The sequence below is a fragment of the Vibrio sp. B1FLJ16 genome, from assembly GCF_905175385.1.
Classification (GTDB): domain Bacteria; phylum Pseudomonadota; class Gammaproteobacteria; order Enterobacterales; family Vibrionaceae; genus Vibrio.
In genome coordinates, this window is record NZ_HG992749.1 from 1,063,720 (window position 1) to 1,089,793 (window position 26,074).

The 26,074-nt window shown below is 44.4% G+C and carries 20 protein-coding genes; 11 read left to right on the forward strand and 9 right to left on the reverse strand.

The genetic code is table 11. The annotated features are described in order from the left end of the window. Nucleotides 1–225 precede the first annotated feature (225 nt). Both pta and KHN79_RS04915 read right to left on the reverse strand, forming a co-directional pair. Complete coding sequence (gene pta, locus KHN79_RS04910; RefSeq protein ID WP_182008214.1) at nucleotides 226–2,370, reverse strand: phosphate acetyltransferase; 2,145 nt, start codon at nucleotides 2,368–2,370, stop codon at nucleotides 226–228. A 137-nt stretch (nucleotides 2,371–2,507) separates the two neighbouring features. Next, a complete protein-coding gene (locus KHN79_RS04915) occupies nucleotides 2,508–3,704 on the reverse strand; it encodes an acetate kinase (RefSeq protein ID WP_182008213.1) in 1,197 nt (398 codons plus the stop codon). Between the two features lie 347 nt (nucleotides 3,705–4,051). On the opposite strand from KHN79_RS04915, the gene yfbV reads away from it, so the two are divergent. The 5 genes from yfbV (at nucleotide 4,052) to malZ (ending at nucleotide 9,776) form a co-directional block, all read left to right on the forward strand. Further along, nucleotides 4,052–4,504 carry a terminus macrodomain insulation protein YfbV gene (gene yfbV, locus KHN79_RS04920; RefSeq protein WP_182008212.1) on the forward strand — a complete coding sequence of 151 codons (453 nt, stop codon included), beginning with the start codon at nucleotides 4,052–4,054 and terminating at the stop codon, nucleotides 4,502–4,504. A gap of 373 nt (nucleotides 4,505–4,877) precedes the next feature. After that, complete coding sequence (locus KHN79_RS04925) at nucleotides 4,878–5,843, forward strand: ABC transporter substrate-binding protein (protein WP_182008211.1); 966 nt, start codon at nucleotides 4,878–4,880, stop codon at nucleotides 5,841–5,843. Nucleotides 5,844–6,076: 233 nt separating this feature from the next. Then, a complete protein-coding gene (locus KHN79_RS04930) occupies nucleotides 6,077–7,012 on the forward strand; it encodes an ABC transporter permease (RefSeq protein WP_182008210.1) in 936 nt (311 codons plus the stop codon). Next, the gene (locus tag KHN79_RS04935) at nucleotides 7,009–7,803 is read left to right on the forward strand and encodes an ABC transporter ATP-binding protein (protein ID WP_182008209.1); all 795 of its coding nucleotides are present in this window, start codon (nucleotides 7,009–7,011) and stop codon (nucleotides 7,801–7,803) included. The genes KHN79_RS04930 and KHN79_RS04935 overlap by 4 nt, the downstream gene beginning before the upstream one ends. A gap of 146 nt (nucleotides 7,804–7,949) precedes the next feature. After that, the gene (gene malZ, locus KHN79_RS04940) at nucleotides 7,950–9,776 is read left to right on the forward strand and encodes a maltodextrin glucosidase (RefSeq protein WP_182008208.1); all 1,827 of its coding nucleotides are present in this window, start codon (nucleotides 7,950–7,952) and stop codon (nucleotides 9,774–9,776) included. Nucleotides 9,777–9,882: 106 nt separating this feature from the next. Here the strand turns inward: malZ and dusC are convergent, their stop codons facing one another. Beyond that, nucleotides 9,883–10,851, reverse strand: a complete 969-nt coding sequence (gene dusC / locus KHN79_RS04945) for a tRNA dihydrouridine(16) synthase DusC (RefSeq protein WP_182008207.1) — start codon at nucleotides 10,849–10,851, stop codon at nucleotides 9,883–9,885. A 164-nt stretch (nucleotides 10,852–11,015) separates the two neighbouring features. Here dusC and KHN79_RS04950 point away from each other — a divergent pair, with 164 nt between their 5' ends. Continuing rightward, nucleotides 11,016–11,624 carry an SEC-C metal-binding domain-containing protein gene (locus KHN79_RS04950; RefSeq protein ID WP_182008301.1) on the forward strand — a complete coding sequence of 203 codons (609 nt, stop codon included), beginning with the start codon at nucleotides 11,016–11,018 and terminating at the stop codon, nucleotides 11,622–11,624. 54 nt (nucleotides 11,625–11,678) lie between these two features. Here the strand turns inward: KHN79_RS04950 and dsbB are convergent, their stop codons facing one another. Next, nucleotides 11,679–12,215: a disulfide bond formation protein DsbB gene (gene dsbB / locus KHN79_RS04955; RefSeq protein WP_182008206.1), complete on the reverse strand. Its 537-nt coding sequence runs from the start codon at nucleotides 12,213–12,215 to the stop codon at nucleotides 11,679–11,681. An 85-nt stretch (nucleotides 12,216–12,300) separates the two neighbouring features. Next, nucleotides 12,301–13,887: a Na(+)/H(+) antiporter NhaB gene (nhaB, locus tag KHN79_RS04960; RefSeq protein WP_182008205.1), complete on the reverse strand. Its 1,587-nt coding sequence runs from the start codon at nucleotides 13,885–13,887 to the stop codon at nucleotides 12,301–12,303. A 636-nt stretch (nucleotides 13,888–14,523) separates the two neighbouring features. Here nhaB and fadR point away from each other — a divergent pair. Next, on the forward strand, nucleotides 14,524–15,363 hold the full coding sequence (gene fadR, locus KHN79_RS04965; RefSeq protein WP_182008204.1) for a fatty acid metabolism transcriptional regulator FadR: 840 nt from the start codon (nucleotides 14,524–14,526) through the stop codon (nucleotides 15,361–15,363). Between the two features lie 88 nt (nucleotides 15,364–15,451). Here the strand turns inward: fadR and KHN79_RS04970 are convergent, their stop codons facing one another. Both KHN79_RS04970 and metG read right to left on the reverse strand, forming a co-directional pair. Next, nucleotides 15,452–16,258 (reverse strand): hypothetical protein, encoded by an 807-nt coding sequence (locus KHN79_RS04970; protein ID WP_182008203.1) that lies wholly within the window; start codon nucleotides 16,256–16,258, stop codon nucleotides 15,452–15,454. 208 nt (nucleotides 16,259–16,466) lie between these two features. Then, nucleotides 16,467–18,542 carry a methionine--tRNA ligase gene (gene metG / locus KHN79_RS04975; protein WP_182008202.1) on the reverse strand — a complete coding sequence of 692 codons (2,076 nt, stop codon included), beginning with the start codon at nucleotides 18,540–18,542 and terminating at the stop codon, nucleotides 16,467–16,469. Between the two features lie 161 nt (nucleotides 18,543–18,703). Here metG and apbC point away from each other — a divergent pair, with 161 nt between their 5' ends. The 3 genes from apbC (at nucleotide 18,704) to KHN79_RS04990 (ending at nucleotide 22,887) form a co-directional block, all read left to right on the forward strand. Continuing rightward, a complete protein-coding gene (apbC, locus tag KHN79_RS04980; RefSeq protein ID WP_182008201.1) occupies nucleotides 18,704–19,780 on the forward strand; it encodes an iron-sulfur cluster carrier protein ApbC in 1,077 nt (358 codons plus the stop codon). Between the two features lie 186 nt (nucleotides 19,781–19,966). Next, nucleotides 19,967–20,608 (forward strand): uridine kinase, encoded by a 642-nt coding sequence (gene udk / locus KHN79_RS04985; RefSeq protein WP_182008200.1) that lies wholly within the window; start codon nucleotides 19,967–19,969, stop codon nucleotides 20,606–20,608. 179 nt (nucleotides 20,609–20,787) lie between these two features. Next, nucleotides 20,788–22,887: an AsmA family protein gene (locus KHN79_RS04990; protein ID WP_182008199.1), complete on the forward strand. Its 2,100-nt coding sequence runs from the start codon at nucleotides 20,788–20,790 to the stop codon at nucleotides 22,885–22,887. Nucleotides 22,888–22,942: 55 nt separating this feature from the next. On the opposite strand, the gene cobO is transcribed toward KHN79_RS04990, so the two are convergent. After that, complete coding sequence (cobO, locus tag KHN79_RS04995; RefSeq protein ID WP_182008198.1) at nucleotides 22,943–23,548, reverse strand: cob(I)yrinic acid a,c-diamide adenosyltransferase; 606 nt, start codon at nucleotides 23,546–23,548, stop codon at nucleotides 22,943–22,945. A gap of 122 nt (nucleotides 23,549–23,670) precedes the next feature. Here cobO and KHN79_RS05000 point away from each other — a divergent pair, with 122 nt between their 5' ends. Next, complete coding sequence (locus tag KHN79_RS05000) at nucleotides 23,671–24,120, forward strand: low molecular weight protein-tyrosine-phosphatase (protein WP_182008197.1); 450 nt, start codon at nucleotides 23,671–23,673, stop codon at nucleotides 24,118–24,120. A gap of 84 nt (nucleotides 24,121–24,204) precedes the next feature. On the opposite strand, the gene KHN79_RS05005 is transcribed toward KHN79_RS05000, so the two are convergent. Further along, nucleotides 24,205–25,764 (reverse strand): SulP family inorganic anion transporter, encoded by a 1,560-nt coding sequence (locus KHN79_RS05005; RefSeq protein WP_182008196.1) that lies wholly within the window; start codon nucleotides 25,762–25,764, stop codon nucleotides 24,205–24,207. Between the last annotated feature and the right edge of the window lie 310 nt (nucleotides 25,765–26,074).

The window sequence follows — 26,074 nt, forward strand, 5'->3', positions numbered from 1 at the left end:
GCCTAACTGCGTTAAAATCACCGCAATAGACTAGCTATTGACTTGTGATTTTGCCTTGTTATCCATCTAAGATGGCTGCACTGACTTACCAGTTTGACTAACTATGTGAAAGATAAAGCTATATAGACTTTCTTATCCCGAGCTGAGGTTAAATAAAAAGCCCTCGACGAATCGAGGGCTTTGCTATTTATCTACTGAGCTATTTAGCAGTCAGACAGGCTAGAATTACTTCTGCTCTTGGTCTGCCTGGATAGCTGTCAGTGCGATTGTGTACACGATATCGTCTACCAACGCGCCACGAGATAGGTCGTTTACAGGCTTGCGCATACCTTGCAGCATTGGACCGATAGATACTAGGTCTGCTGAACGCTGTACCGCTTTGTAAGTTGTGTTACCAGTATTTAGGTCTGGGAATACAAATACAGTCGCTTTACCAGCTACTGGAGAATTAGGCGCTTTAGAAGCGGCAACGTTTTCCATGATAGCTGCGTCGTACTGTAGAGGGCCGTCGATGATAAGGTCAGGACGTTTCTCTTGAGCCAGTTTAGTTGCTTCACGTACTTTATCTACGTCTGCACCCTTACCAGATTCGCCAGTAGAGTAAGAAATCATTGCTACGCGAGGTTCAATACCGAACGCTGCTGCAGAGTCTGCAGATTGGATAGCGATTTCAGCAAGTTGCTCTGCTGTTGGATCCGGGTTGATTGCACAGTCACCGTAGACCAGTACTTGATCAGGCAGAAGCATGAAGAATACTGAAGATACGATAGACGCATTAGGTGCAGTCTTGATGATTTGGAACGGAGGAACGATAGTGTTCGCCGTTGTGTGAACAGCACCAGAAACCAGACCGTCAACTTCGTCGTTCTCAAGCATCATTGTGCCCAGGAATACTGAGTCTTGTAGCTTCTCACGAGCCACAACTTCAGTCATGCCTTTCGCGCCACGTAGCTCAACTAGACGAGCAATGTAGTTTTCACGAACGGAATCTGCATCAATGATCGTTACGCCTGCGCCTAGTTCAACACCTTGCTGCGCTGCAACGCGTTTGATCTCTTCTGGGTTACCTAGAAGTACACACTCTGCAATGCCGCGCTCTGCACAGATAGCCGCAGCTTTCACTGTGCGTGGCTCATCACCTTCAGGAAGTACAATACGCTTACCTGCTTTACGAGCGTACTCAGTTAATTGGTAGCGGAATGCTGGTGGGCTCAGACGACGAGACTTCTGAGTACCTTCAGTCATAGACTCGATCCAGTTACCGTCGATGTGACCAGCAACGTGCTCGTTGATGAACTCGATACGCTCTCTGTCATCCGCAGGTACTTCAATGCTAAAGCTCTGTAGGTTCAGAGATGTCTGCCAAGTATTACCTTGCGCTTTGAAGATTGGCAGGCCAGTTTCGAATGCTGGCTTACACAGACCTTCGATTTCTTTTGGAATGTCGTAACCGCCAGTTAGCAGTACTGCACCGATATCAACACCGTTCATTGCAGCCAGAGAAGCGGCAACAATTACATCTGGACGGTCTGCAGAAGTAACAAGTAGAGAGCCAGGTTTGAAGTGCTCAATCATGTTTGGCAGAGAACGTGCACAGAACGTGATGCTCTTGATACGGCGAGTCTTAATGTCACCTTCGTTAATGATGGTAGCTTTAAGGTGTTTGGCCATATCGATTGCACGAGTCGCAATCAGATCAATACTCCACGGCACGCAGCCTAGTACACGAATTGGAGAAGTGTTGAAGATTTCCATCACTTTCATTTCGTTTTGCTTCGCGCTGTCTGCATCGTCAAAGATCTCAGACAGGTCAGGGCGAGTTCGGCCAGCTTCGTCAACAGGCGCGTTCAGCTTGTTAATGATAACGCCAGAGATATTTTTATTCTTAGTACCACCGAAGTTTGAACATGCCACTTCGATGCGCTCTTTAAGCTGAGCCGGATTGTCCGTACCAGGAGTTGCTACCAGAACAATTTCAGCGCCAAGTGTTGCAGCAATTTCTGCGTTCACTTGGTTAGCGAATGGGTGCTTACGAGTTGGTACCAGACCTTCGATTAGCGTTACATCTGCATCTTTATTGATTTGGTTGTAACGTTCTACAATAGTTTCCAGTAGCTCGTCCATCTTGTCGTTACCGATTAGGCTTTCAGTAACGGACATCGCCATAGGCTCGCCAATCTTCATATCGCTGTTGTGACCAACGATAGTTGAAGTCAGATCCGGTTGATCACCACCAGAACGTGGTTGAGCGATCGGTTTGTAGAAAGAAACTTTAACGCCTTTGCGCTCCATTGCGCGAAGAACACCCATGCTTACGCTAGTTAAACCAACACCAGCACTTGCAGGGATAAGCATAATAGTACGAGACATTCGTAGAGTACCTTTGCTATTGAAAGAGATAAAAGCTCAATTCTTATTCCAGGATGTTCAAAGAATAGGATCTGAGCCCCTAAAGAAAGCTCTTTAGAAGAAAAACTGGCTAGCCATTTGGCTAGCCAGTTAGTTCATTAAAGACCTGCTAGGCGCGCAGTGTCTTCAGCAATAACAAGCTCTTCGTTAGTAGAGATTACCATTGCTGGGATACGGCTGTTCGCTGTAGTGATAGTACCTTCGCCGCCGAAACGTGCTTTAAGGTTAGCTTCACCGTCAACTTCGATACCGAAGATACCAAGACGGTTTAGAACTAGTTCGCGGATAGGACCAGAGTTCTCGCCGATACCACCAGTGAAAGTGATAGCGTCCAGACGACCGTCCATAGAAGCAGTGTAGCCAGCTACGTACTTAGCCAGGCGGTGACAGAACACGTCCATTGCACGTGTTGCTTCTTCTTTAGCGCCGTAGTTGTCTTCAACGAAACGACAGTCAGAAGTCACTTCAGTTAGACCCAATAGGCCAGACTCTTTAGTTAGCATCGTGTTGATTTTCTCAACAGAGTAACCCAGCGCGTCGTGCAGGTGGAAAATGATAGCTGGGTCGATGTCACCACAACGAGTACCCATTACTAGACCTTCAAGTGGAGTAAGACCCATTGAAGTATCTACAGACTTACCGTTTTTAACTGCACATACTGAAGCACCGTTGCCTAGGTGACAGTTGATGATGTTAACTTCTTCAACTGGCTTACCAAGAATGTTTGCTACTTCACGAGTGATGAACAGGTGTGAAGTACCGTGCATGCCGTAACGACGGATGCCGTGCTCTTTGTACAGGTTGTAAGGAAGAGCGTATAGGTAAGACTCTTCAGGCATAGTTTGGTGGAAAGCAGTATCGAACACAGCAACGTTCTTAAGTGCTGGGAAAGATTTCTGAGCTGCTTTGATACCGATGATGTGTGCAGGGTTGTGAAGAGGTGCTAGTGTTGCACAGTCTTCGATACCTTTTAGTACTTCGTCAGTGATAAGTGCAGACTGAGTGAATTTCTCGCCGCCGTGTACTACGCGGTGACCGATAGCTGCCAGGTTCTCAGAAAGCTCTGGCTTAGAAGCAAGAATAGTTTCTACCATGAACGCTAGTGCTTCTTCGTGTGCTGCACCTTCACCTAGTTGAGCTTCGTGTTTACCATCAAGTTTCCACTTGATGCGCGCTTCTGGAAGGTGAAGACATTCTGCAAGACCTGATAAATGCTCGTCGCCGTTCTCGGCATCAACAACAGCAAATTTAAGAGAAGAACTACCGCAGTTTAAAACTAAAACTAGCTTAGACATGTGTGACTACCTGTTATTCGTCTGATAAAAAAATCAGTTAAAGGATCAAAAATTCATCACAAGAATAGACGATAGCAGCGATGCTGCGTACTAATCCTGGTCAAAAATTGTTCGAATTCCATATAAAGATATAGTGATGAGCTTGATCATCACGATGACGCGTTCCTTGCAGATAGTTGCCTCATAGTTGCTTAAATTGTAAATAACGGCAACAATGAGATTGAGAGCCTGCAAAGAATAGCGATAATGGGCAATGATAACAAAAAAAATTTGAAAGAATATTAATTTTCATCAATTTTTTGCACCTTCAGTTGAACTATTCAACTTTATTTTAGTGAGAGGCTGGTATGAGTAATAAAGTCGGATTAATCCATAGCCTGAAAGATGGCCAAAACTACATGGAGATCTGGCCGGTTCGTAAAGAGCTGGGTGCGGTATTTCCAGAGCAGCGTATTATTAAGGCTACACGTTTTGGTATTAAAGTGATGCCTGCCGTCGCTGCTATTAGCGTTCTTACTCAGATGGCGTTCAATAATTATGGCGCATTGCCTCAATCTATTATCGTTGCGCTGTTCGCGATCAGTTTGCCGCTACAGGGAATCTGGTGGTTGGGTACCCGCTCTAACACTAAACTTCCTCCTTCTCTTGCCTCATGGTATCGAGAGCTGCATCAAAAGATTGTCGAGAGCGGATTTGCATTAGAACCTATCAAGACCAAACCACGCTATAAGGAGCTGGCGGTCATTCTTAATCGTGCTTTTCGCCAGCTGGATAAGTCTGCATTAGAGCGTTGGTTCTGACTAGCGGTCGTTCATCAGAGAAAAATGGAGTGTGCGAAAGCCACTCCATTTTTTGTGCCTGATATCCATTATCCGGTGTAATCATCCGCATCTCTCTTCTCTCTCTACCTTCATATTCACTAGCAAGAATTTAATTAGAGTTACGTATATCAACAGATTACTCTTCCGTGATCACAAATGTTGTTTTGGTGTTAAATGTTTCTTTTCTTTACCGGGACTTAGTAGTAATAATAAAAATGAGATGCACAAGAAGTGCACGATTGTTTTAAAAGAAAGTACAAACACAACACTACTTTTTCACTTTTGGACTTGCGAGCCCCACGATGAACTCAATGCTCGCAGAACAAGGATGAAGACACATCAAGGAGTTATGATGAAAACGAAACATTTACTTGCCACCGCTATCTTATCTGCGACTGCCGTTCTCTCATCTGCTGGTGCCCTAGCTAAGAACGCTACGGTTGCAGTATCGCAAATTGTTGAACACCCGGCATTGGATGCAGCCCGTCAGGGGTTACTGGATGGCCTTAAAGCGAAAGGGTATGAAGAAGGAAAAAATCTGGAGTTTGACTACAAAACAGCACAAGGCAACCCGGCAATTGCAGTGCAAATCGCTCGTCAGTTTGTCGGCGAAAACCCGGATGTTTTAGTCGGTATCGCAACACCTTCTGCTCAGGCCCTGGTTTCAGCGACTCGCTCTATTCCAGTTGTCTTCACAGCGGTTACTGATCCTGTTGGTGCGAAGTTGGTGAAAACGATGGAACAACCGGGACAAAACGTAACAGGCCTCTCTGACCTGTCGCCAGTTTCTCAGCATGTAGCGCTCATTCAGGAAATCCTGCCTCAAGTTAAAAGCATCGGTGTTGTCTTTAACCCGGGTGAAGCGAATGCCGTAACCTTAGTTGAGCTTTTAAAAGTCAGCGCCGCTGCTCAGGGCATTGAAGTAGTGGAAGCGACGGCTTTGAAAAGTGCAGACGTTCAATCGGCGACACAAGCTATCGCTGCAAAATCTGACATCATTTATGCACCAACAGACAACACAGTGGCAAGCGCAATTGAAGGTATGATTGTTGCGGCTAATCAGGCTAAGACACCAGTGTTTGGCGGAGCTACATCATACGTAGAAAAAGGCGCTATTGCCGGCCTTGGCTTTGACTACTACCAGGTTGGTGTTCAAACCGCTGACTATGTCGCTGCTATTCTTGGTGGTCAGGAGCCGGGCAAGCTAGACGTAAAAGTAGCAAAGGGTTCGGATTTGGTTATCAATCCTGAAGCAGCTTCTAAACTGGGTATCCAACTACCTGGCTCAGTGGTTGAACGTGCTACAAGCATGCAATAAGTAACTTTTTTGGGACGAAAATATATTTATCCACTCAAGTTAGGCAAATCTTTGAAGGTAATAAGTCAGCTATTGGCTTATTACTTTTCTTAAGTGACTTAATAACAACAAGCTTGGTTGAGCACCGTATTACTCAGCTAAGTTGCTTTGAAGATAAATGCATCCCTGATTAGGTTAGAAGTCTTAATTTCAGATCTTGTTATTGATCTGAACATGCAGAAAGGAGCCGTTTTATGTCTGCATTCGCATTTTTTGGCGCTCTCGAGATTGGCTTGATTTATGGGCTGGTTGCATTGGGAGTGTATCTCACGTTTCGTGTCCTCGATTTTCCCGACTTAAGTGTCGACGGTAGTTTCCCCATGGGGGCTGCTGTTGCTGCTACCGCTATCGTTGCCGGTATTAACCCTTGGATTGCTACAGGGATGGCCATTATCGCTGGTGCTATGACTGGCTGGGTAACGGCGTTTCTTGCTGTTCGTTGCGGGATTTTGCATCTTTTAGCGTCCATTCTTACCATGATTGCAGCGTTTTCCATCAATATTCGTATTATGGGCAAGCCAAATATGGCGCTGCTTGGGGAAGAGACAATACTTACTCCTTTTGAAGCGATGGGCGACCCAATGTACATTCGTCCACTTGTGGTAGGGCTGCTGGTTTTATTCTCTGCATTTTTTGTCGTTCGTCTTCTTAATAGTGACTTTGGCCTTGGCCTGAGAGCGACAGGCGTTAATGCAAGAATGGTCTCTGCTCAGGGGGCCAGTACTGGTTTTTACACTTTCTTTGGTTTGGCGTTGTCGAACGGATTTGTTGGCTTTGCGGGGGCATTGTTTGCTCAGACCAACAGTTTCGCGGACGTTACATCGGGTGTTGGTACCATTGTTGTCGGCTTGGCCGCGGTAATTTTGGGTCAGACTTTGATTCCGGGCCGAAAAATTTGGGTAGCGGTATTAGCTGTTATCGTTGGCTCGGTGCTATACCGCCTGGCGGTCGCGTTTGCACTGAGTTCCGGTATGTTTGGTCTTCAGGCATCGGATCTCAACTTAGTGACGGCTGTTCTGGTTGCAGCAGCGCTAATTGCGCCAAAACTAAAGCAACGTATGAAAGCGAAACAACGAGTTACCAGTGCTAAACAGGCTGCATCGAAAAATGGTTCAGGGGAGGCAGTATGATTGAACTCAATAATATCCAAGTGACGTTCAACCCGGGAACGATTTTAGAAAACCGAGCGCTGAAAGGCGTATCGCTTGAAGTGCCTGAACATCAGTTCCTTACCGTCATCGGTTCGAATGGTGCGGGGAAGTCAACTCTGCTTGGCGCTGTGACTGGTGAGACACCGATGATTGGAGGCCAAGTAATCATCGATGGTAAAGATGTTACCCGACAAACGGTAGCTCAACGTGCAACTCAATGTGCGCGAGTTTTTCAGGACCCACTGGCTGGTACCTGTGGTGAACTGAGCATAGAAGAAAACATGGCACTTGCTTACATGCGTGGAAAGCAACGTGGTTGGGGACTGGCACTTTCCGCTAAACGCCGCAAACTGTTCCAGGAGCGCATTAGTATTCTTGGTTTAGGTTTAGAAGATAGGCTAGGGGACAGCATTGGTTTGCTATCAGGCGGGCAACGACAAGCCGTGAGTTTGGTTATGGCAACGTTGTCGGAAAGTAAGTTGCTCTTGCTGGATGAACATACTGCCGCTCTAGACCCACGAATGGCCGCATTTGTCATCGACCTGACCAAACGCATTGTGAATGAGTTTGATTTGACTGTAATGATGGTTACACACTCAATGAAAGATGCACTGGCGTGTGGTGACAGAACCGTGATGCTTCATCAGGGCGAAATCGTACTGGATGTTGCGGGTGAGCAAAGAGCGGATATGCAAGTTCCTGACTTGCTCGAAATGTTCTCTAAAGTACGTGGTGAGGAGCTGTCTGACGATAGTTTGTTACTAAACTAATCTAGAAAGATAAACAGATTCTAACTACGCCTACCAAGTGTGATCCTCCTTGCGAATTGTTGCTGGCCTGCAGCGTCTCAAGGAGGATTTTTATTTTTTCAACCTATAGTAATGTCATTGCGTATGCCCTTTAAGGAGTATTTGCCATGGCCCTTCCTTTTATTTTCCATAGCCAGACACCTGATGGTCTGTCATTTGACCAAGATAAGATCACGGTATTTCTCAAGACAGAAAATATCATCTTTGATGCGGTTTACGTGCGCTCAGAGCCTGACAACGAAGAGTTTCTGACGGAGATGCAGCCTGTAGGTACGGTTGGGGAGCTTAAATTGTGGCAAGCGACATTCAAACCTAACAAAGACAGAGATGTGACTCATTATGTCTTTAAATTGGTTCGGCAAGAGCAGCAGTTCTGGCTGGATGGACTAGGTGTACAAAAGCGCGTGCCACCGAAAGAGTTCCACTTTAAGGTGAATGTTAAAAACCAGCCGCCAGAGTGGGTTCAACAACAAGTCTTCTACCAGATTTTTCCTGATCGATTTTCCGCGAGTAAAGATGAGCAAGCGATTCGTCAGGGTTATGCTACCCACAATCCTGAAGCGATTGTAAAGTCGTGGGGAGAGGAAGTAGGAAGTCATCAAAATACCGGAAGTAAGGAGTTCTTTGGTGGTGACTTAAAAGGGGTCGAACAGAAGTTAGACTACCTTGAAAACCTTGGTGTAACCGCCTTGTACCTTAATCCGATTTTTTGTTCTCCAAGTAATCATAAATACGATACGACAGATTACTTCACCGTAGACCCTATGTTTGGCAGCAATGAACAATTTGCTCAGCTGTGTGAAAAGATACGTGCGAAGAAAATGAAAATTGTCTTAGATGCAGTGTTTAATCATACCTCTGTCCATCACCCTTGGTTCGATATGAAAATGGAAGGCGAAGGGGCTTATGGCCATCCGAAATCTAAGTATCGTAGCTTTTACTTTTTTGAAGGTGACAGTGACAATTATATTGGCTGGAAGGGGATCAGTAGCCTGCCTGTGCTGAACTTCGACAATGAAAAGATACGTGATTACATTTATCAGGGGGATGAATCAGTGATTAAATACTGGTTGAAGCCACCTTATTCCGTAGATGGCTGGCGCTTTGACGTGATTCATATGTTAGGCGAAGGCGAGGGAGCCAAGAACAACGCGCACTATGTTGAGGCTTTCCGGCAGGCAACAAAATCAGTAAACCCCGATGCGTATGTACTGGGAGAGCACTTTTTTGAGGCGACTCAATGGCTACAGGGTGAACAAGAAGACGGGGCGATGAATTATTACGGCTTTGCTCACCCGGTAAGAGCTTTTATTGCGAATCAAGATATCATGTACGATCCAATCAAAATAGATGCGTTAGAGTTTAAACATTGGATGGATGAAGCCAGAGCAAAGATTCCTTTTGCGAATCAGTTGTCGCAACTCAACCAGCTTGATAGTCACGATACTGCCAGGTTCCTTACGCTGGTTGGAAGCGACGAGAAAAAAATGCATATCGCACTCACCTTGCTGATGACTTACGTGGGAGTGCCTTGCATTTATTACGGCGATGAAGTCGGACTGGAAGGTGGCCTTGACCCGGATAATCGGCGTTGTTTCCCTTGGCAGAATAAAGAAAAGATGTGCTGGCTGGATAGTTACAGACATTGGATTGCTATCCGTAAACGGTTCCCGAGTTTGCAGTCCGGCAGTTTACAGTGGTTAGATTGTGGTGATGGCACATTAGTGTATGCAAGACAACTTGGTAAGGAAGCGGTAGTAATCGTAATAAATATGAAGGGGGAGGCGATTAGAACTGATTTACCACTCTGGCAGTTAGGTTTGAATGTTAAACACTTAACGGATCTACTAGAGCCAAGCAAAACTATTAATTATAAGAATAACCTTTCAGTAGATATCGAAGGACTGAGCAGTAAAGTCTGGCTTTTAGAATGACGGCTTTGTATGACTGGAAATGAGTAATGTGAGGCAATTTAGTGAACCAGTCAAAAGAGCGTATATTCGCTCTTTTGATGGAGGAATTAACTCGAACTTAGTTTAATTAAGCGACTTGTGAATTAGCTTCGATCAATGCGTCCTGATATCTTTGGATGTGTTCAACAATTGGTGCCGCTTTATTGAACGTACGGATTTCGCGGAACAATTCTTGTGCTTCCGGGTAAGCCTGACGAAGGTATGCGAACCACTGTTTAACCCGGTTAGGGTAGTACAACCCTTTATCACCTTTCATTTCAAACTTAGAATAGTAAATCAGCAGTTCTACCACTTCTGGCCAGGACATTGGCTGTTGGTTGTGTTTCACCATATTGCCCAAGTTTGGGATATTAAAAGCGCCGCGGCAGACCATCAGAGAATCAACCCCCGTGGTTTCAATACAGCGTTGCCCGTCTTCGTAGTTCCAGATTTCACCATTAGCGATTAAAGGGATACTAAATCGTTTACGGATTTTAGTGATGTATTCCCATTTTATCTCTGATGCTTTATAGCCACCTTGTTTGGTTCGGGCATGAACGGTCAGCTCGTTTGCACCGGCGGATTGGATCGCATCCACAATTTCAAAACAGTCTTCAGGGTTTTCCCAGCCAAGACGGATTTTCGCACTAACGGGGATCTCGGCAGGTACGGCTTCGCGACAAGCTTTTACTACTTGGTAAATCAGTTCTGGGTGTTGCAATAGCGCAGCGCCACCTTTGCTTTTGTTGACCATCTTAGCTGGGCAACCAAAGTTGATATCGATACCGTGGGCACCAAGCTGGGCAGCTTTGATTGCGTTCTCTGCCATCCAGTTAGGCTCCTGACCCAATAACTGCACATGTACAGGAACGCCAGATGCAGTCTGAGAACCTTGTAGAAGCTCAGGACACAAGCGATGGAAGACGTGATCTGGCAGTAGCTGATCGATCACTCGAACGAATTCAGTCACACAGAGGTCATAGTCGTTTATTTCGGTCAAAATTTGGCGCATCAAATGGTCTAGCACGCCTTCCATTGGGCCTAATACAACTCGCATAGCTTGCCTAATACTGTTTTAAAAAGGAGGGCGATTGTAGCGATGTAACGGAGCTTTGTCATTAAAAGACTCGGTAAGTTAGAGCGTTCAACCGCTTAGTCCAAGGTTACTTGAGGTCAATCTTCGGGGTATAATGCAGACAAATTCACGGGAAACCAGATGTGATGCAATATACATTGATTGAAAAAGGTGAAGTTCAGCTAGATGAATCTTCGCTGTTTATTGAAGGCGCGGTATTAGCCGCCAACTTAACAACCAAACCATTAGCTCCGGAAACTTGGTTAGAGCCACTTTTAGGTGAACACTTTAAGACTATTCAACCTGCTGTTGAAGAGCAAATTCACAAGCAGCACAACCGAATTTTACGTAATGAATACTCGGTGCTTGAACTAACCGACAAAGCTCCAGAGCAGTTGGCTGATTTCGCTGAAGGTTTTATGTCCGTTTGGTCATTGATTGAAGAGCAGTGGCAGGATGTAGAGCTCAACGATGGCTTACAACGTATGTTGCAAGCGCTTCTAACGACAATGATGCTAGCGATAGATGAAGAGGCTACTCAGCAGCATATGCGAGATGCGGGTATTGAAACGCCTCCTGCATTGGGCGATCTTATCGAACAGTTAGATTTAATGGTCGGTGAAGTAGCATTGGGTGCTGACGCACTGATGGTCGGTAACAAGTCGCAAAGTTTGAACCCTTTTAAAGGCGTTGGACGTAACGATCCTTGTCCATGTGAAAGTGGCAAGAAGTTCAAACAATGCTGTGGTAAGTAATCATCAAGTTTAAAAGAAAAAGCCGACCATTTGGTCGGCTTCGTTGTATCTGAACTAGCGGATCGGGTTGCTGCGTTTTGCCGGGAAAAACTGAGCTATCACGACAAAAGCCAAGAACACTAAGTTCGCAGCGAAAATGACGACTAACCACTGCGGCATTGATAATGTTAAGAACTGCCATACGATTTTAGAACAATCGCCATAAGCTTCAAACATCCAAGGAGCCCATCGGTTCAGTGGTGCCCAGTCTGGGAAGGTAACGAACAGATCACAGGTTGCGAATGGCGATGGATTGAACTGGTAATCTACATGCTGTGATGCAAGCAGTAATCCTTTGAAAGCGCTGAATCCCCATGTAATCAGACCCAACCAACGGAACAGTGGGTTACTTGGAGAAATAAACCCAATTATCGCAGCAACTCCCACTCCCAGCATCGCAACTCGCTCATAAATACACATTACACATGGTGCTAACATCATGACATGTTGAAAGTAGAGGGCACATGCTTCAAAGAAAATGACAAACAATAGGAGAAGCAGCCAAGATAAGCGCCCCTTGGAAAACTGGTTAAGTGATCTAAAAATGTTCACGGTTTCAATCCTGTCTGAAAATAGAAAAAGCTCTGATTACTCAGAGCTTTTTATCGTTTATAAGTTTCTTAATCAACTTAAATTTTTAGTGGCCACTCGAAATTGGAGCGGTTAATTCACCACTGTGCGCCGATATCCACCCCGCCTCATAGAAAGAAGCCGTCGCTGGTTCGAGGAAGAACATAATACCCATAAGGCCTACCAATGCGAGTACGATAGTATATGGCAGCGCCATGATAACCATTCGACCATAAGAAAGGCGAACTAGCGGTGCAATGGCTGAGGTAAGCAGGAATAGAAACGCTGCTTGTCCGTTTGGCGTTGCAACTGAAGGTAAGTTTGTACCTGTATTGATAGCCACAGCCAATAAGTCGAATTGTTCGCGAGTGATCAAGCCTTCTACAAGAGCCGTTTTTACTTCGTTGATGTAAACAGTACCGACGAATACGTTATCTGAAACCATGGATAACAAGCCGTTTGCGACATAGAACAGCGCAAGCTGTGTGCCCTTATCTTCAACAGCAAGTACAGCATCGATGACAGGTTTAAATAGCTCTTGATCGATGATCACGGCAACAATCGAGAAGAAAACTGCAAGCAGGGCGGTAAAAGGCAGTGCTTCTTCAAACGCTTTGCCCATTGAGTGTTCGTCAATCACACCAGTGAAAGATGTCGCAAGTATAATAACGGAAAGACCAATCAGACCCACAGCGGCTAAGTGAAGAGCAAGAGCAACGATTAGCCACACCGCGATAAAACCCTGAATCCAAAGTTTCGCAACATCTTGCTTGGTACGTGTCTTACGCTCTTCTTGGTCGTAATCCACCAAAATTTGGCGAACGTTGTTTGGCAGTTCAGAACCGTAACCGAAGACTTTGAGTTTCTCTACTAACGCACAAGTGATAAGGCCGCAGAAAAGTACTGGTATCGTAACTGGTGACATACGAATCAGGAACTCGCCAAAGAACCAGCCTGCCTGATCCGCAATGATAAGGTTCTGCGGTTCACCTACCATTGTGGTCACACCGCCAAGTGCGGTACCCACGCCAGCGTGCATAAGCAATGAACGTAAGAATGCGCGGTATTGCTCTAAGTCATCACGAGTCAACTCTGTGATGGTGTCATCTTGCGTGTGGTCATGGTCGCCGATAGGGCTGCCTGAAGCGACTTTATGGTAAATCGAGTAGAAACCGACAGCGACACTGATAACTACGGCGATAACTGTCAATGCATCGAGGAAAGCGGATAGAAATGCTGCGGCAAAACAGAATGCAAGTGATAGGAGTACTTTTGAGCGTATGCCGAGTAGTATTTTGGTAAAAATGAACAGCAGAAGCTGTTTCATGAAATAGATGCCTGCAACCATGAATATTAGAAGTAGTAATACTTCGATATTCGCCACTAATTCATGCTTCACCTGAGCTGGGCTGGTCATGCCAATAGCGATGGCTTCGATAGCAAGTAAACCGCCTGGCTGCAATGGGTAACACTTTAATGCCATAGCCAGTGTGAAAATAAATTCAGCAACCAACAACCATCCTGCGACAAAAGGGCTTATAAAAAAGAATACAAGAGGGTTAATTATTAAGAAGGCTATAATGGCAACTTTGTACCAGTCAGGCGCTTTACCGAGAAAGTTCTTGATAAAAGCGTTTCCGAGCGATATCGGCATGGTAAATCTCTTTATTATATATTTATGAATGGACACTACAAAATAGTGCATAAGTATCTGTTTGTTAGGCTTATTAATTAGCCTTTTAAAACAGTAACCCAGTAAAACAACAATCCTTTGCTTTATTGTAGTATTGCCAAGTTACTTCCTTTGAACTTAAGCACCGCTCACTTTCGACCGCAAACTCTACACTCAGGTTTCTATTAGTCAATAACAAAAGACTCTTGCTACGGACTAAAAAACCTTTTTATTGCAATAACGCGATCAGACGAGCGTTATTGTATCACTAAAGTTTAAAAAAACGCCTTTTAGAGTCCTAAATGATGACAAGTGACAGGAAAAGATATTTTAACTGAAATTTTTTTTGAAAAAATACAAAGTAATTTTTCATATTTTGAATATAAAAATGTGATCAAGTTTCCGTTATTAATACCCAAGGTATGTCCAGGATATTTTCATTAAAATATTGCTTTTAATAGTTATAAATGAGCCATTAATGGTTCACGTTTGAGACATTTAATAGAGTTTATGCTCTATAATAAGTATGTTTCAATTGTCAATCGTAAGTTTTCTCAAACCCTGAACTAGTGGTATGATGAGTAATATCGACCCTCAGAAATCAATATTGGATAAATAATGGTCATAAAGGCGAAAAGCCCTGCTGGATTTGCAGAGAAGTATATTATCGAGAGCATTTGGAACGGCCGTTTTCCACCTGGCTCTATTTTACCTGCTGAGCGTGAGCTGTCTGAACTGATTGGTGTTACTCGAACTACGTTACGAGAGGTGCTGCAGCGACTGGCTCGAGATGGTTGGTTGACAATCCAACACGGTAAGCCAACAAAAGTGAATCAGTTTATGGAGACATCAGGTCTGCATATTTTGGATACGTTGATGACGTTGGATGTAGATAATGCAACGAATATTGTAGAAGATTTGCTTGCTGCACGTACAAATATCAGTCCAATTTTTATGCGCTATGCGTTTAAAGTTAACAAAGAGAGCTCTGAGCGAACCATTAAGAACGTTATCGAGTCTTGTGAAGCGCTTGTGAATGCATCCTCTTGGGATGAATTTATCGCTTCTTCACCGTATGCTGATAAAGTTCTGCAAAACGTTAAAGAAGAGAACGAGAAAGATGAACAGAAGCGCCAAGAGATTCTTATCGCTAAAACGTTCAACTTTTACGATTACATGCTTTTCCAACGCTTAGCATTTCATTCCGGCAACCAGATCTACGGTCTTATTTTTAATGGCCTGAAGAAGTTGTATGACCGTGTAGGTAGTTACTATTTCTTAAACCCTGCCTCTCGTGACCTTGCACTAAAGTTCTATCGTCAGCTTCTGGATACTTGTGAAGGTACAAAGAGTGAACAGCTCCCAGTTGTGATTCGTCATTACGGTATCGACAGTGCGCTTATCTGGAACGAGATGAAAAAGGAACTGCCAACCAGCTTCACTGAAGATGACAGCTAAGAGTTGATGTTGATTCATTTAAGCAAAAACCGCAGTTTTCAGGCTGCGGTTTTTTGTTGCTACTACCAGATGAACCATCCTAAAAACTTTACGCTAATGTGAGTCTGGGTAACGGTAAGTAAAGTGTTTCGACAATCGTAGAGAGAACATGGTCGTACGTATTAAAAATGGTTAAAGATAAGTCTGAAGTAATGTTATAAAGCTGCTCTTCATTAAGCCCTGTGGTTCTTCCTTCAACGTAGTCGTGTAAAGACTGTATAGAACGTACGGCTACAGGTGATGCGATACTAAGTGGAGCGATCACCGCCAACTGATTGAGTTTACGCAACATAACAGAGGCGATATTCTTTAAGCGTTCATTTTCTGCATGATCATCAAAGTCTCTGATGCAGATTCGTAATTGAGTTAAGGTCTCCAAATTATCTATGATGCTTTGCCAGCTCATATGGTACTCATCGTGAAGTTCATCGCGTTGTTCTGCTGCTAACCAGGCAATAGTGACTTCATCCATTAAGAATAAGCAATGGCGAATGAGCTTGCCGTGATCCATCTGATTTCGGGCGACGCTGGCGTCCTGCCACTGCTCTAACATTTTTTCAATCTTGATTTGTAAAACACGGTACATAGGCTTGTTTTCAAAGCGAGATGATTCCACCAGAGAATGCAGTTTCTGGGTTAATACCTCATTGAGTTCTTCTATTTCTGCCTGTTTGTTCTGTTTAAATTGAAGAGAATAGTGTGTTGCGGCACGGTGACGGCGAAGCAGGTGTACGATTTCGCGCAACAGTGTGAGAAGCTGATATTTACTTGCGTGCTGCTGCTCGCGTTTCGCGGAAAGATGATAGATACCTGCGAGGATGGCGATAGACAGAAATGTCGAAATCAAAACAAACATAACTACTCCTTGTTAGTCTTTTAGCCCTAGCAAAGGTAGATAAGCAAAATTTGTACCTGGCTCAAATTCTATATAAACAAGGTTTTATAGGTTAATAATGAATGAGTTGCACATTGTTGGTGCGTCAAATGCCCGATAATGTGAAAGTGATCAAAAAATCCCCGCATTGATGGCGGGGATTTTATCGAGTAAGTCTTAAAAGAATTGACTACATTACGCGCATACCAGGCTGAGCACCTTCATGTGGCTCAAGAATCCAAAGATCGCTGCCACCAGGGCCTGCTGCCAGGATCATACCTTCAGACATACCAAACTTCATCTTACGAGGTTTTAGGTTTGCGACCATTACAGTCAACTTGCCTTCTAGCTCTTCAGGTTTGTACGCTGACTTAATACCTGAGAACACCTGGCGAGTTTCACCACCGATATCCAATTGGAATTTAAGCAGTTTGTTTGCCTTTGGCACTTCCTCACAAGAGATGATGCGAGCGATACGCATATCAACTGCGGCGAAAGCATCGAACTCAATCTCTTCAGCGATTGGATCTTTATCTAGCTCAGTTTGGCTAGCTTTATTCTTTTCTGCCTCAGCTTTTTCTTTTGCTGCCATTTCTGCTGCTGCATCTTCTTTTGATGCTTCGATCATCGCTTCGATGTTCTTAGGATCAATACGGTTGAACAGAGCCTTGAACTTAGTGATCTCGTGACCGGTTAGTGGCGCAGAGATGTTTTCCCAAGTCAGCTCCTGATTTAGGAACGCTTCAGTGCGTGCAGCAAGTGCTGGCATTACTGGTTTCAGGTAAGTCATCAATACGCGGAACAGGTTGATGCCTACAGAACAGATTTCTTGTAGTTCCTGATCTTTGCCTTCTTCCTTTGCGACAACCCAAGGTGCTTTCTCGTCAACGTATTGGTTTGCTTTGTCTGCCAGCGCGGTGATTTCACGAATAGCTCGGCCAAATTCACGCGTTTCGTAAAGCTCAGCGATACGGTCAGCAGCAGCAACAAATTCGTTGTATAGCTCAGCCTCTGCAAAGTTGTCAGATAACTTGCCTTCAAAACGCTTTGCGATGAAACCAGCGTTACGTGATGCAAGGTTAACGATCTTGTTAACAACGTCAGCGTTTACGCGCTGAGTGAAGTCTTCAAGGTTAAGATCCAGGTCATCAATGCGGCTGTTTAGCTTCGCTGCGTAGTAGTAACGCAGACATTCTGGGTCCAGGTGCTCTAGGTAAGTGCTTGCTTTCACAAACGTACCTTTCGACTTCGACATTTTCGCGCCATTCACCGTTACGTAACCGTGTACGAATACGTTGTTAGGCTTGCGGAAACCTGAGCCTTCTAGCATTGCTGGCCAGAACAGGCTGTGGAAGTAAACAATGTCTTTACCGATGAAGTGGTATAGTTCAGTTTTGCTGTCTTTGTTCCAGTACTCGTCGAAATCCAGATCGTCACGTTTGTTACATAGGTTTTTGAAAGAGCCCATGTAGCCGATAGGCGCGTCTAACCATACGTAGAAGAACTTGTTTTTCTCGCCCGGGATCTCGAAGCCAAAGTATGGCGCATCACGCGAGATGTCCCACTGTTGAAGACCAGACTCAAACCACTCTTGCATCTTGTTTGCAGTTTCAGCTTGCAGCGAGCCGGAGCGAGTCCACTCTTTTAGCATGCTTTCAAACTGAGGCAGGTCAAAGAAGAAGTGCTCAGAATCTTTCATTACTGGCGTCGCACCAGAAACAGCAGATTTAGGGTTGATTAGTTCAGTCGGGCTGTAAGTCTCACCGCAGTTATCACAGTTGTCACCGTATTGGTCTTCAGACTTACATTTCGGGCACGTACCTTTTACGAAACGGTCCGGTAGGAACATTTCTTTCTCTGGGTCGAACAACTGAGAGATTGTACGGCTGGAGATAAAGCCGTTTTTCTTCAGTTCAAGGTAGATGTGCGAAGCCAGCTCGCGGTTCTCATCTGAGTGCGTGCTGTGGTAGTTATCAAAGCTGATATCAAAGCCAGCAAAGTCTTTCTGGTGTTCTTCGCTAACTGCGGCAATCATTTCTTCAGGAGTAATACCCATCTGTTGCGCTTTAAGCATAATTGGCGTGCCGTGAGCATCGTCAGCACAGATGAAGTTTACAGTGTTGCCGCGTAGGCGTTGGTAACGAACCCAGATATCTGCTTGGATATGTTCAAGCATATGACCAAGGTGAATCGAACCGTTAGCGTACGGAAGGGCACAAGTTACCAGCATTTTTCTTGAAGAAAGAGGTCTTGGATCGTTTGCCATACTTAATATTCGCTTTTCTTGATAGGTATAAAAATTTTTGATGGATAATACTACCCCATGAACTCCCTAACTCCAAGGTGTCAAAGTGCGGAATGCCTTAGTTTTTTTAGGGTTCTGGTTCTGACTGGTCAGTGGTAGCATGGTGCTTCAAAGGAGGGCTTATGCATCAGTTCACTTCAAAACAAGATTTTTGTCATTGGTTTAACCAATTCCAGCATCCACAATTGGTGGAGGGTTGGGCAGATATTCACGGTGCGTTGAGCATCACTGCTCAGGGTGAGGTAGATATTACGTTGCCGTTTTCAAGCAATGAGCTTCCAGTTGCATTACATGATTGGATAAAACAGCAACAAGCTTCAGGTAGCGTACCCGAGTTTCCGTTCAATATTGAACAGAGTGTGAAAGCTCTGGAGACGCACGTTACTAACGCTGTAAAAGGCGTAAAAAACATTATTGCAGTCAGTTCGGCAAAAGGCGGGGTGGGTAAATCAACCACAGCAGTCAATCTGGCGCTTGCGATTGCTCATTCAGGTGCAAAGGTGGGGCTGCTCGATGCCGACATATACGGCCCTTCGGTGCCTATGATGCTTGGGCAAGAAGATGCTAGACCAGAAGTGCGAGATGCAAAATGGATGGAGCCTATTTTTGCACATGGGATCTATACTCATTCTATCGGTTATTTAGTCGATAAGTCGGAAGCTGCAATCTGGCGTGGGCCTATGGCCTCGAAGGCTTTGTCTCAGCTATTAACCGAAACGGATTGGCCTGAACTGGATTACTTGGTTATAGACATGCCACCGGGTACAGGCGATATCCAGCTTACGTTGTCGCAACAGATTCCGGTTACCGGAACGGTGTTGGTGACGACACCTCAGGACTTAGCCTTGGCAGATGCCCGCAAAGGTGCGGCAATGTTTAATAAAGTTAATGTGCCAGTCTTAGGTGTAGTCGAAAATATGAGCTATCACATTTGCAGTCAATGTGGAGCGACAGAGCATATCTTCGGCATGGGAGGCGCTGAAAAAATGTGCCAAGAATTCGGGTTAGCATTGTTGGGGCAAATTCCTTTGCATATTTCTATGCGTGAGGATATTGATGCAGGAATACCGACAGTAGCCAGACGACCGGACAGCGAGCATGCTGTTTACTACAAGCAGCTAGCCGATAAAGTTTGTAGCACGATGTTTTGGCAAGGCAAAGCTAAGCCAGATGCAATTAATTTTACAATGGTGAATTAATACTTAACTTGTTAAGAATAATGGTTGAAAGTTGCGCGTTTTAACGTTCGCCTGAAAGTTAATCCTTTCGGTAACGAAAAACTTACAACTAAACTCTAATTCCAGCTAGTAACCAAGAGGTGAACTCCCTATAATCAGGCAGTTTATCTTTTTACGTCACTAGAAATCATCATCGGGTGCAAATTAATGTCTGATAATAATCAATGCGTCATTGTAGGTATTGCCGGCGCTTCCGCTTCTGGAAAAAGTCTTATCGCGAGAACCATATATAACGAGCTTCGCGAGAAAGTAGGCGATCACCAAATCGGTGTTATCACTGAAGATTGCTACTACAACGACCAAAGCCACCTAAGCATGGAAGATCGAGTAAAGACTAACTACGATCACCCGAGTGCACTGGATCACGATCTGTTGTGTGAGCACCTTGAGAAGTTGGTTCGTGGCGAAGCAGTTGAAGTACCTGAGTACAGCTACACGGACCATACAAGAACGAGTAATACGTCTACAATGACGCCTAAAAAGGTAATCATTCTGGAAGGTATCCTTCTTCTTACTGATCCGCGTTTACGAGACCTGATGCATGCAACGGTATTTATGGATACACCATTAGATATCTGTTTGCTTCGCCGTGTTAAGCGTGACGTTGAAGAGCGTGGCCGCACGATGGACTCAGTACTGAAACAGTATCAAAAAACCGTTCGCCCGATGTTCATGCAGTTTATTGAACCTTCTAAGCAATATGCGGACATCATTGTTCCACGTGGTGGTAAAAACCGTATTGCCATTGATGTACTTAAAGCTCACATTGCAAGACTTTTGAAAGCTTAAGCCTATATCACTTTATTTTTGTGAAAAGAAGTGGCACTTTAAGTGTCACTTCTTTTTTTTGTTTTTAAATTAGTCAGTTGCAATATAAAAATGGATAATTTTCACGCTTTCACGGAACTGTCAGCGGTAGAATAAATCAACGAGTATAATTTTAAAAACACACGAGCAAGGAAAAACAAATGAAGAAACTGCTCTTAATTGTTGCGATACCAATCGTGTTAGTTGTTGGAGCTATTTTAGCTCTTACAATTTTTGTTAACCCTAATCAATTCAAGCCTCTAATTGTTGAAAAGGTACAAGAACAAACAGGGCTGGAGCTAGTTATTGAGGGGGATCTTGGCTGGAAATTTTTCCCATCTATTGGCCTTGAACTAGGCAGAACAGAACTTCGAAATCCTCAAGGTTTCAGTCAGCCAAATCTGTTCAAAGTGGATACCGTGAGCGTTGACGTCTCCGTTACTCCTCTATTCAGTAAGAAGTTGGAAATTGGTAATGTCACTTTAGATGGTGCGCAGTTCTATCTGGAAACCAAGCAAGATGGCAGCAAGAACACTGACGCATTGACGCAAGCGCAGCAATCTCAGCAAACCGATGAGGTTGAGTCGGAACAAAGTGCTTCAAAGCAGGAAGGGGGCTCTGAATGGGGCATTAATCTGGCTGGCGTAACGGTATCGAACGGTTCTCTTGAAATCCAGGATAAGCAAGCGGGTAGCTATGCCAAGCTTTATGATATTACTTTAAATCTCTCTGAGTTTGCTTTTGACAATTGGACAATCGCGGATTTTGGTTTGAAGGGAGACTTAAATGACCAGAAATTTACAGCTCAGGGTAAAGCGGATTTTAAGCTAGAAAAAGGCCTTGCAAGCTATGCGCTGAAGAACATCAACTTTGATGCGACCTATGTTGCTCCTGACAATAATATAGAATCTGCCAATATCAGTTTGGATACTTTTGAGTTCGATAAAGTAAACAATTTAAGCTACGCCTTGAAAGGCACCGTTTCTGCAATGAAATTGGATATGCAGGGCGGCGGTCAACTGAGTGTCGACAAAGCGATCAGTAAGGTTCAGTTGGACAACCTGTCTTTCAATTCATCATTGGAAGGCGATGCGCTACCTCAATCTCCAATGAAGATAGATATGCTCTCTGATTTATCTTTTGACCTGAGCAAAAGCCATTTGAGCTTTGTTCTGGATAAGCTAACGGCAAACGCAATCGAGCTAGACGGTAAGGCAGATGTTACTTTGGGTGATATTCCAAAAGTGCGTTTTACATTACATAGTCCTAACATCGATTTGGATGAATTTCTTGGGTTAGACCAACAAGCTGATAGCGAAAAATCTGCATCAGGTAATAAAACGTCTGGATCAGGTAGTAATAGTTCATCAACAGTTACGGAAGAAGAACCTGATTTGTCGGCGCTTAATACAGTAGACTTAAAAGGTGATATCACGATTGACAGTTTCAAAGCAGCGAATGCGAAAATGCAAGCGGTGAATGCGAGCTTCACTATCAATCGCGGGGTTTTCGACTTAACTGCATTTAATTCGAAATTGTACCAAGGTACGATCAGTGCAAAAGCGAAACTGGATGCGACTAAGTCACCAGCAACATACACAGTGCAAAATACAATTAAAGGGGTTCATGTCCAGCCACTGCTCGTAGATGTTGCTAAAAACGATAAGCTCGAAGGAACAGGTAATATCGGCATTAACGTAAAAGGTAACAGCCTGACTCCTAGCGGAATCAAAAAGAATCTGGTGGGAACGGTAGACATCAATTTTGCTGATGGTGCTGTTAACGGGATTAACGTTGCTCAGCTAATTCGTGAAAACTATGCGAAGTTCAAAGGGCAAAAGGTGGAAAGCACTACCGAGGCTAAGAAAACCGACTTCAGTGCAATGACAGCAACCCTGAAGTTAAATAAAGGCTTGGTGACGACTGACAACTTGCAGGCACAGTCTCCATTGCTGCGTGTGCGTGGTAACGGTAAAGCTAATTACATCAACGAGACTGTCGACTTTACGATCAGCACGTCCATTGTTGGTACCTTGGAAGGACAGGGCGGTAAGGATATCGACGAGCTGAAGGACATCACGATTCCAATCAATGTATCTGGCAAGTGGGCAGATCCGAAATTCAAATTGGTATTCGATGATGTCCTCAAACAGAAAGCACAGAAAGAGATTGATCGTGGCGTAGAGAAGTTAACTGACAAGATCAAAGACGAGAAAACGAAAGAAGCAGTAGATAGTTTAATTAAAGGGCTTTTTAATTAACTTAAAGAAATAAAGGGCCTAGGATCCTAGGCCCTTTCACCTAGTATATAGCTTTCTACCAATCCACGCCTTTTAACGCTTTCACACCTGACTCAAATGCGTGTTTGACGTTCTTTACTTCTGATACCGTATCAGCCATGTCAATCAGTGTACGATGCGCTGCGCGGCCTGTAATGACGACGGACTGCATCTTAGGACGATTGTTCAGCGCGTCTACCACCTCATCTAAATCGATGTAGCCATAACTCACCATGTAGGTAAGCTCGTCAAACAGGACGACGTCTAGGGATTCATCCTGCAGCATGCGTTTGCACTCTTGCCAGACAAGTTGAGCAGCTTCTGTATCTGCGGCTTTGTTTTGGGTCTCCCAAGTAAAACCAGTTGCCATGACCTGGAATTCTACGCCTAATTTTTCTAGCAAGTTGCGCTCGCCGTTTTCCCACGTGCCTTTGATAAATTGAGCGACTGCGCAATTTAAGCCGTGTCCTACAGCGCGAGCAATGGTGCCGAAACCAGAGGTTGATTTGCCCTTACCATTGCCAGTGATAATGAGTAACAGGCCTTTTTCCTCTTGAGCTGCTGCAATTTTCGCATCTACTTGCTGTTTGACTTTTTGCTGCCGAGCTTTATGACGTGCTTCTTTGTATGCGTCTTGAGACATAATCGTATCTTCATTCCATTATGGCCTGTTCTAAACATAGAACAGCTTGGGTTACTCATTTGATGTCGTTATGATAGAGCATGTATTTGCGAAGAAAAACCGTGAAAATATCAGGGATTAGAATGAAGAAAATACTTGTTGTATGTATGGGTAATATATGTCGCTCACCCACAGGAGAAGCGGTTTTGAGAGCAAAAGCAAAGGAGCTTGGTATCTCAGTAAAAATTGATTCTGCCGGTACAATTGGATATCACTCAGGGAAGACCCCTGATCCACGGGCTAAATCGGCGGGAGAAGCAAGGGGTTACTCGTTTAAAGGTATTAGAGCCCGAAAGGTGAAAAGCAAAGACTTTGAAAACTTCGATATGGTTTTAGCCGCGGATCGAGCGAATTTAGCGGATTTACTGGATATTTGTCCGTCTGAACACAGTGATAAAGTATCGTTGTTTCTCAGTCATTCGAATTCAGATTATGAAGAAATTCCCGATCCTTACTACGGCGGAGCCGCTGGCTTCACATTGGTGCTGGATTTAATTGAAGAGGCTTCTGAAGCGATTTTGAAGAAGCTTTGACGCGTTTAGTATGAGTTGTTAAATATACGCACAATAGGAAAAGGGATGAGCGATGCTCATCCCTTTTTGTTTATAGCGATAGTATTAACCGGCTAAAAGGTCGGTTGCAACTTTATAGCTTGGATCTTCTTTCACGTTAATTTCGACCAGGCTGCCTGCTTTGTCGAGTAGCTTACGACAATCCGGACTTAAGTGGCGAAGGTGAAGCGTTTTACCAATAGCAGAGTAACGCTCCGCAAGTGTTTCAATCGCTTCTATTGCAGAGTGATCCGTAACACGTGAGTCAGCAAAGTCGACAATCACATCTTTAGGGTCATTTTGAGCATTAAACAGCTCAAGGAAATTCGCGGCAGAACCAAAGAAAATAGGACCATGGATTTTGTACTCTTTTGAACCCTCTTCGTTCAGACAGGTATCTGCGTAGATGTGCTTAGCATGTTGCCATGCAAACATCAGTGCAGAAGCAATCACGCCTACCGCTACTGCTACCGCTAGGTCAGTAAGTACCGTAACGACAGTTACAAGAACTATAACGAAGAAATCTTGTTTTGGTACGCGGCGAGCAAGTTTGAATGTAGCCCACTCAAATGTGCCGATCACGACCATGAACATAACACCCACTAGTGCAGCCAATGGGATCATTTCAATTAGTGATGAAGCGAACAGAATGAACATCAGAAGCGCCACGGCTGCAACGATACCAGAAAGACGTCCGCGACCGCCTGAGTTTACGTTGATCATTGACTGACCAATCATCGCGCAACCACCCATTGCACCGAACACAGAACACGTCATGTTTGCCATACCCTGGCCGATACATTCACGGTTTGACTGACCGCGAGTGTTAGTCATCTCATCGAGAACTGTCAGAGTCAGTAGTGATTCGATCAGACCGATAGCAGCAAGGATTACTGCGTAAGGTAGAATGATTTGCAGCGTTTCTAGCGTGAAAGGAACCATTGGAATAGAGAACGTTGGCAGAGAGCCAGCCAATGTTGCTGCTTCATCACCTGACATAGAGCGCAGGAAGTCTACAACAGTACGGGTTTCGAGATCCAAACCAACGACTAATGCGGTAACCGTTACAATCGCAACCAGCGAAGAAGGCACTGCAGTCGTAATTTTTGGTAAGAAATGGATGATTGCCATGGTCAGTGCAACCAGTCCAAGCATCAGTATCATTTGGTCTTGTGGTAACCAAGTAAGTATACCGTTGATATCTGGAGCTTTAAACTGACCTAGCTGAGCCAGGAAGATAACAATTGCTAGGCCATTTACGAAGCCGATCATCACTGGATGTGGAACGATACGGATAAACTTGCCTAGCTTGAAAAGACCCGCTGCGACTTGCAGAATACCTGCGAGCATTATGGCTGCGAACAGGTATTGAACCCCGTGACTGGCAACAAGAGATACCATTACAACAGCCATAGCGCCTGTTGCACCAGAAATCATACCAGGGCGACCACCAAAAATAGAGGTGATAAGGCCAACAATAAATGCTGCGTAAAGACCAACCATTGGATCCACGCCAGCTACGAACGCGAATGCGACAGCTTCAGGTACTAATGCCAGTGCGACGGTTAAGCCTGAGAGCACATCATTTTTTACAGAGTGCTTAGAAAATTGCGGAAATTCGAACATGTTTGCTTTAAGTTCTCGTTGAGATGAGTTTATCCCGACACATATTCGTATTTGCACAAGCCACCGTGAGTTGAATTTGGAGTCAAATCAGTCGGTGTAAACCGTAGTAATAAAAGAGCAGCATCAGAATGGTGTCGAAAACTTTAGTCGGCGAATGCTACCGAAAAGTGTGACTAAGTTCAATAATGAAGCGTATATTGAGCCACAATTGTGATCAGAAATTAATATTAATGTGAACAATTCGCTTTGTTTGCTTTAGATAATAGAAAGGCTGCCTTTTGGCAGCCTTTCTGTTTAGTTTGCTAACTAT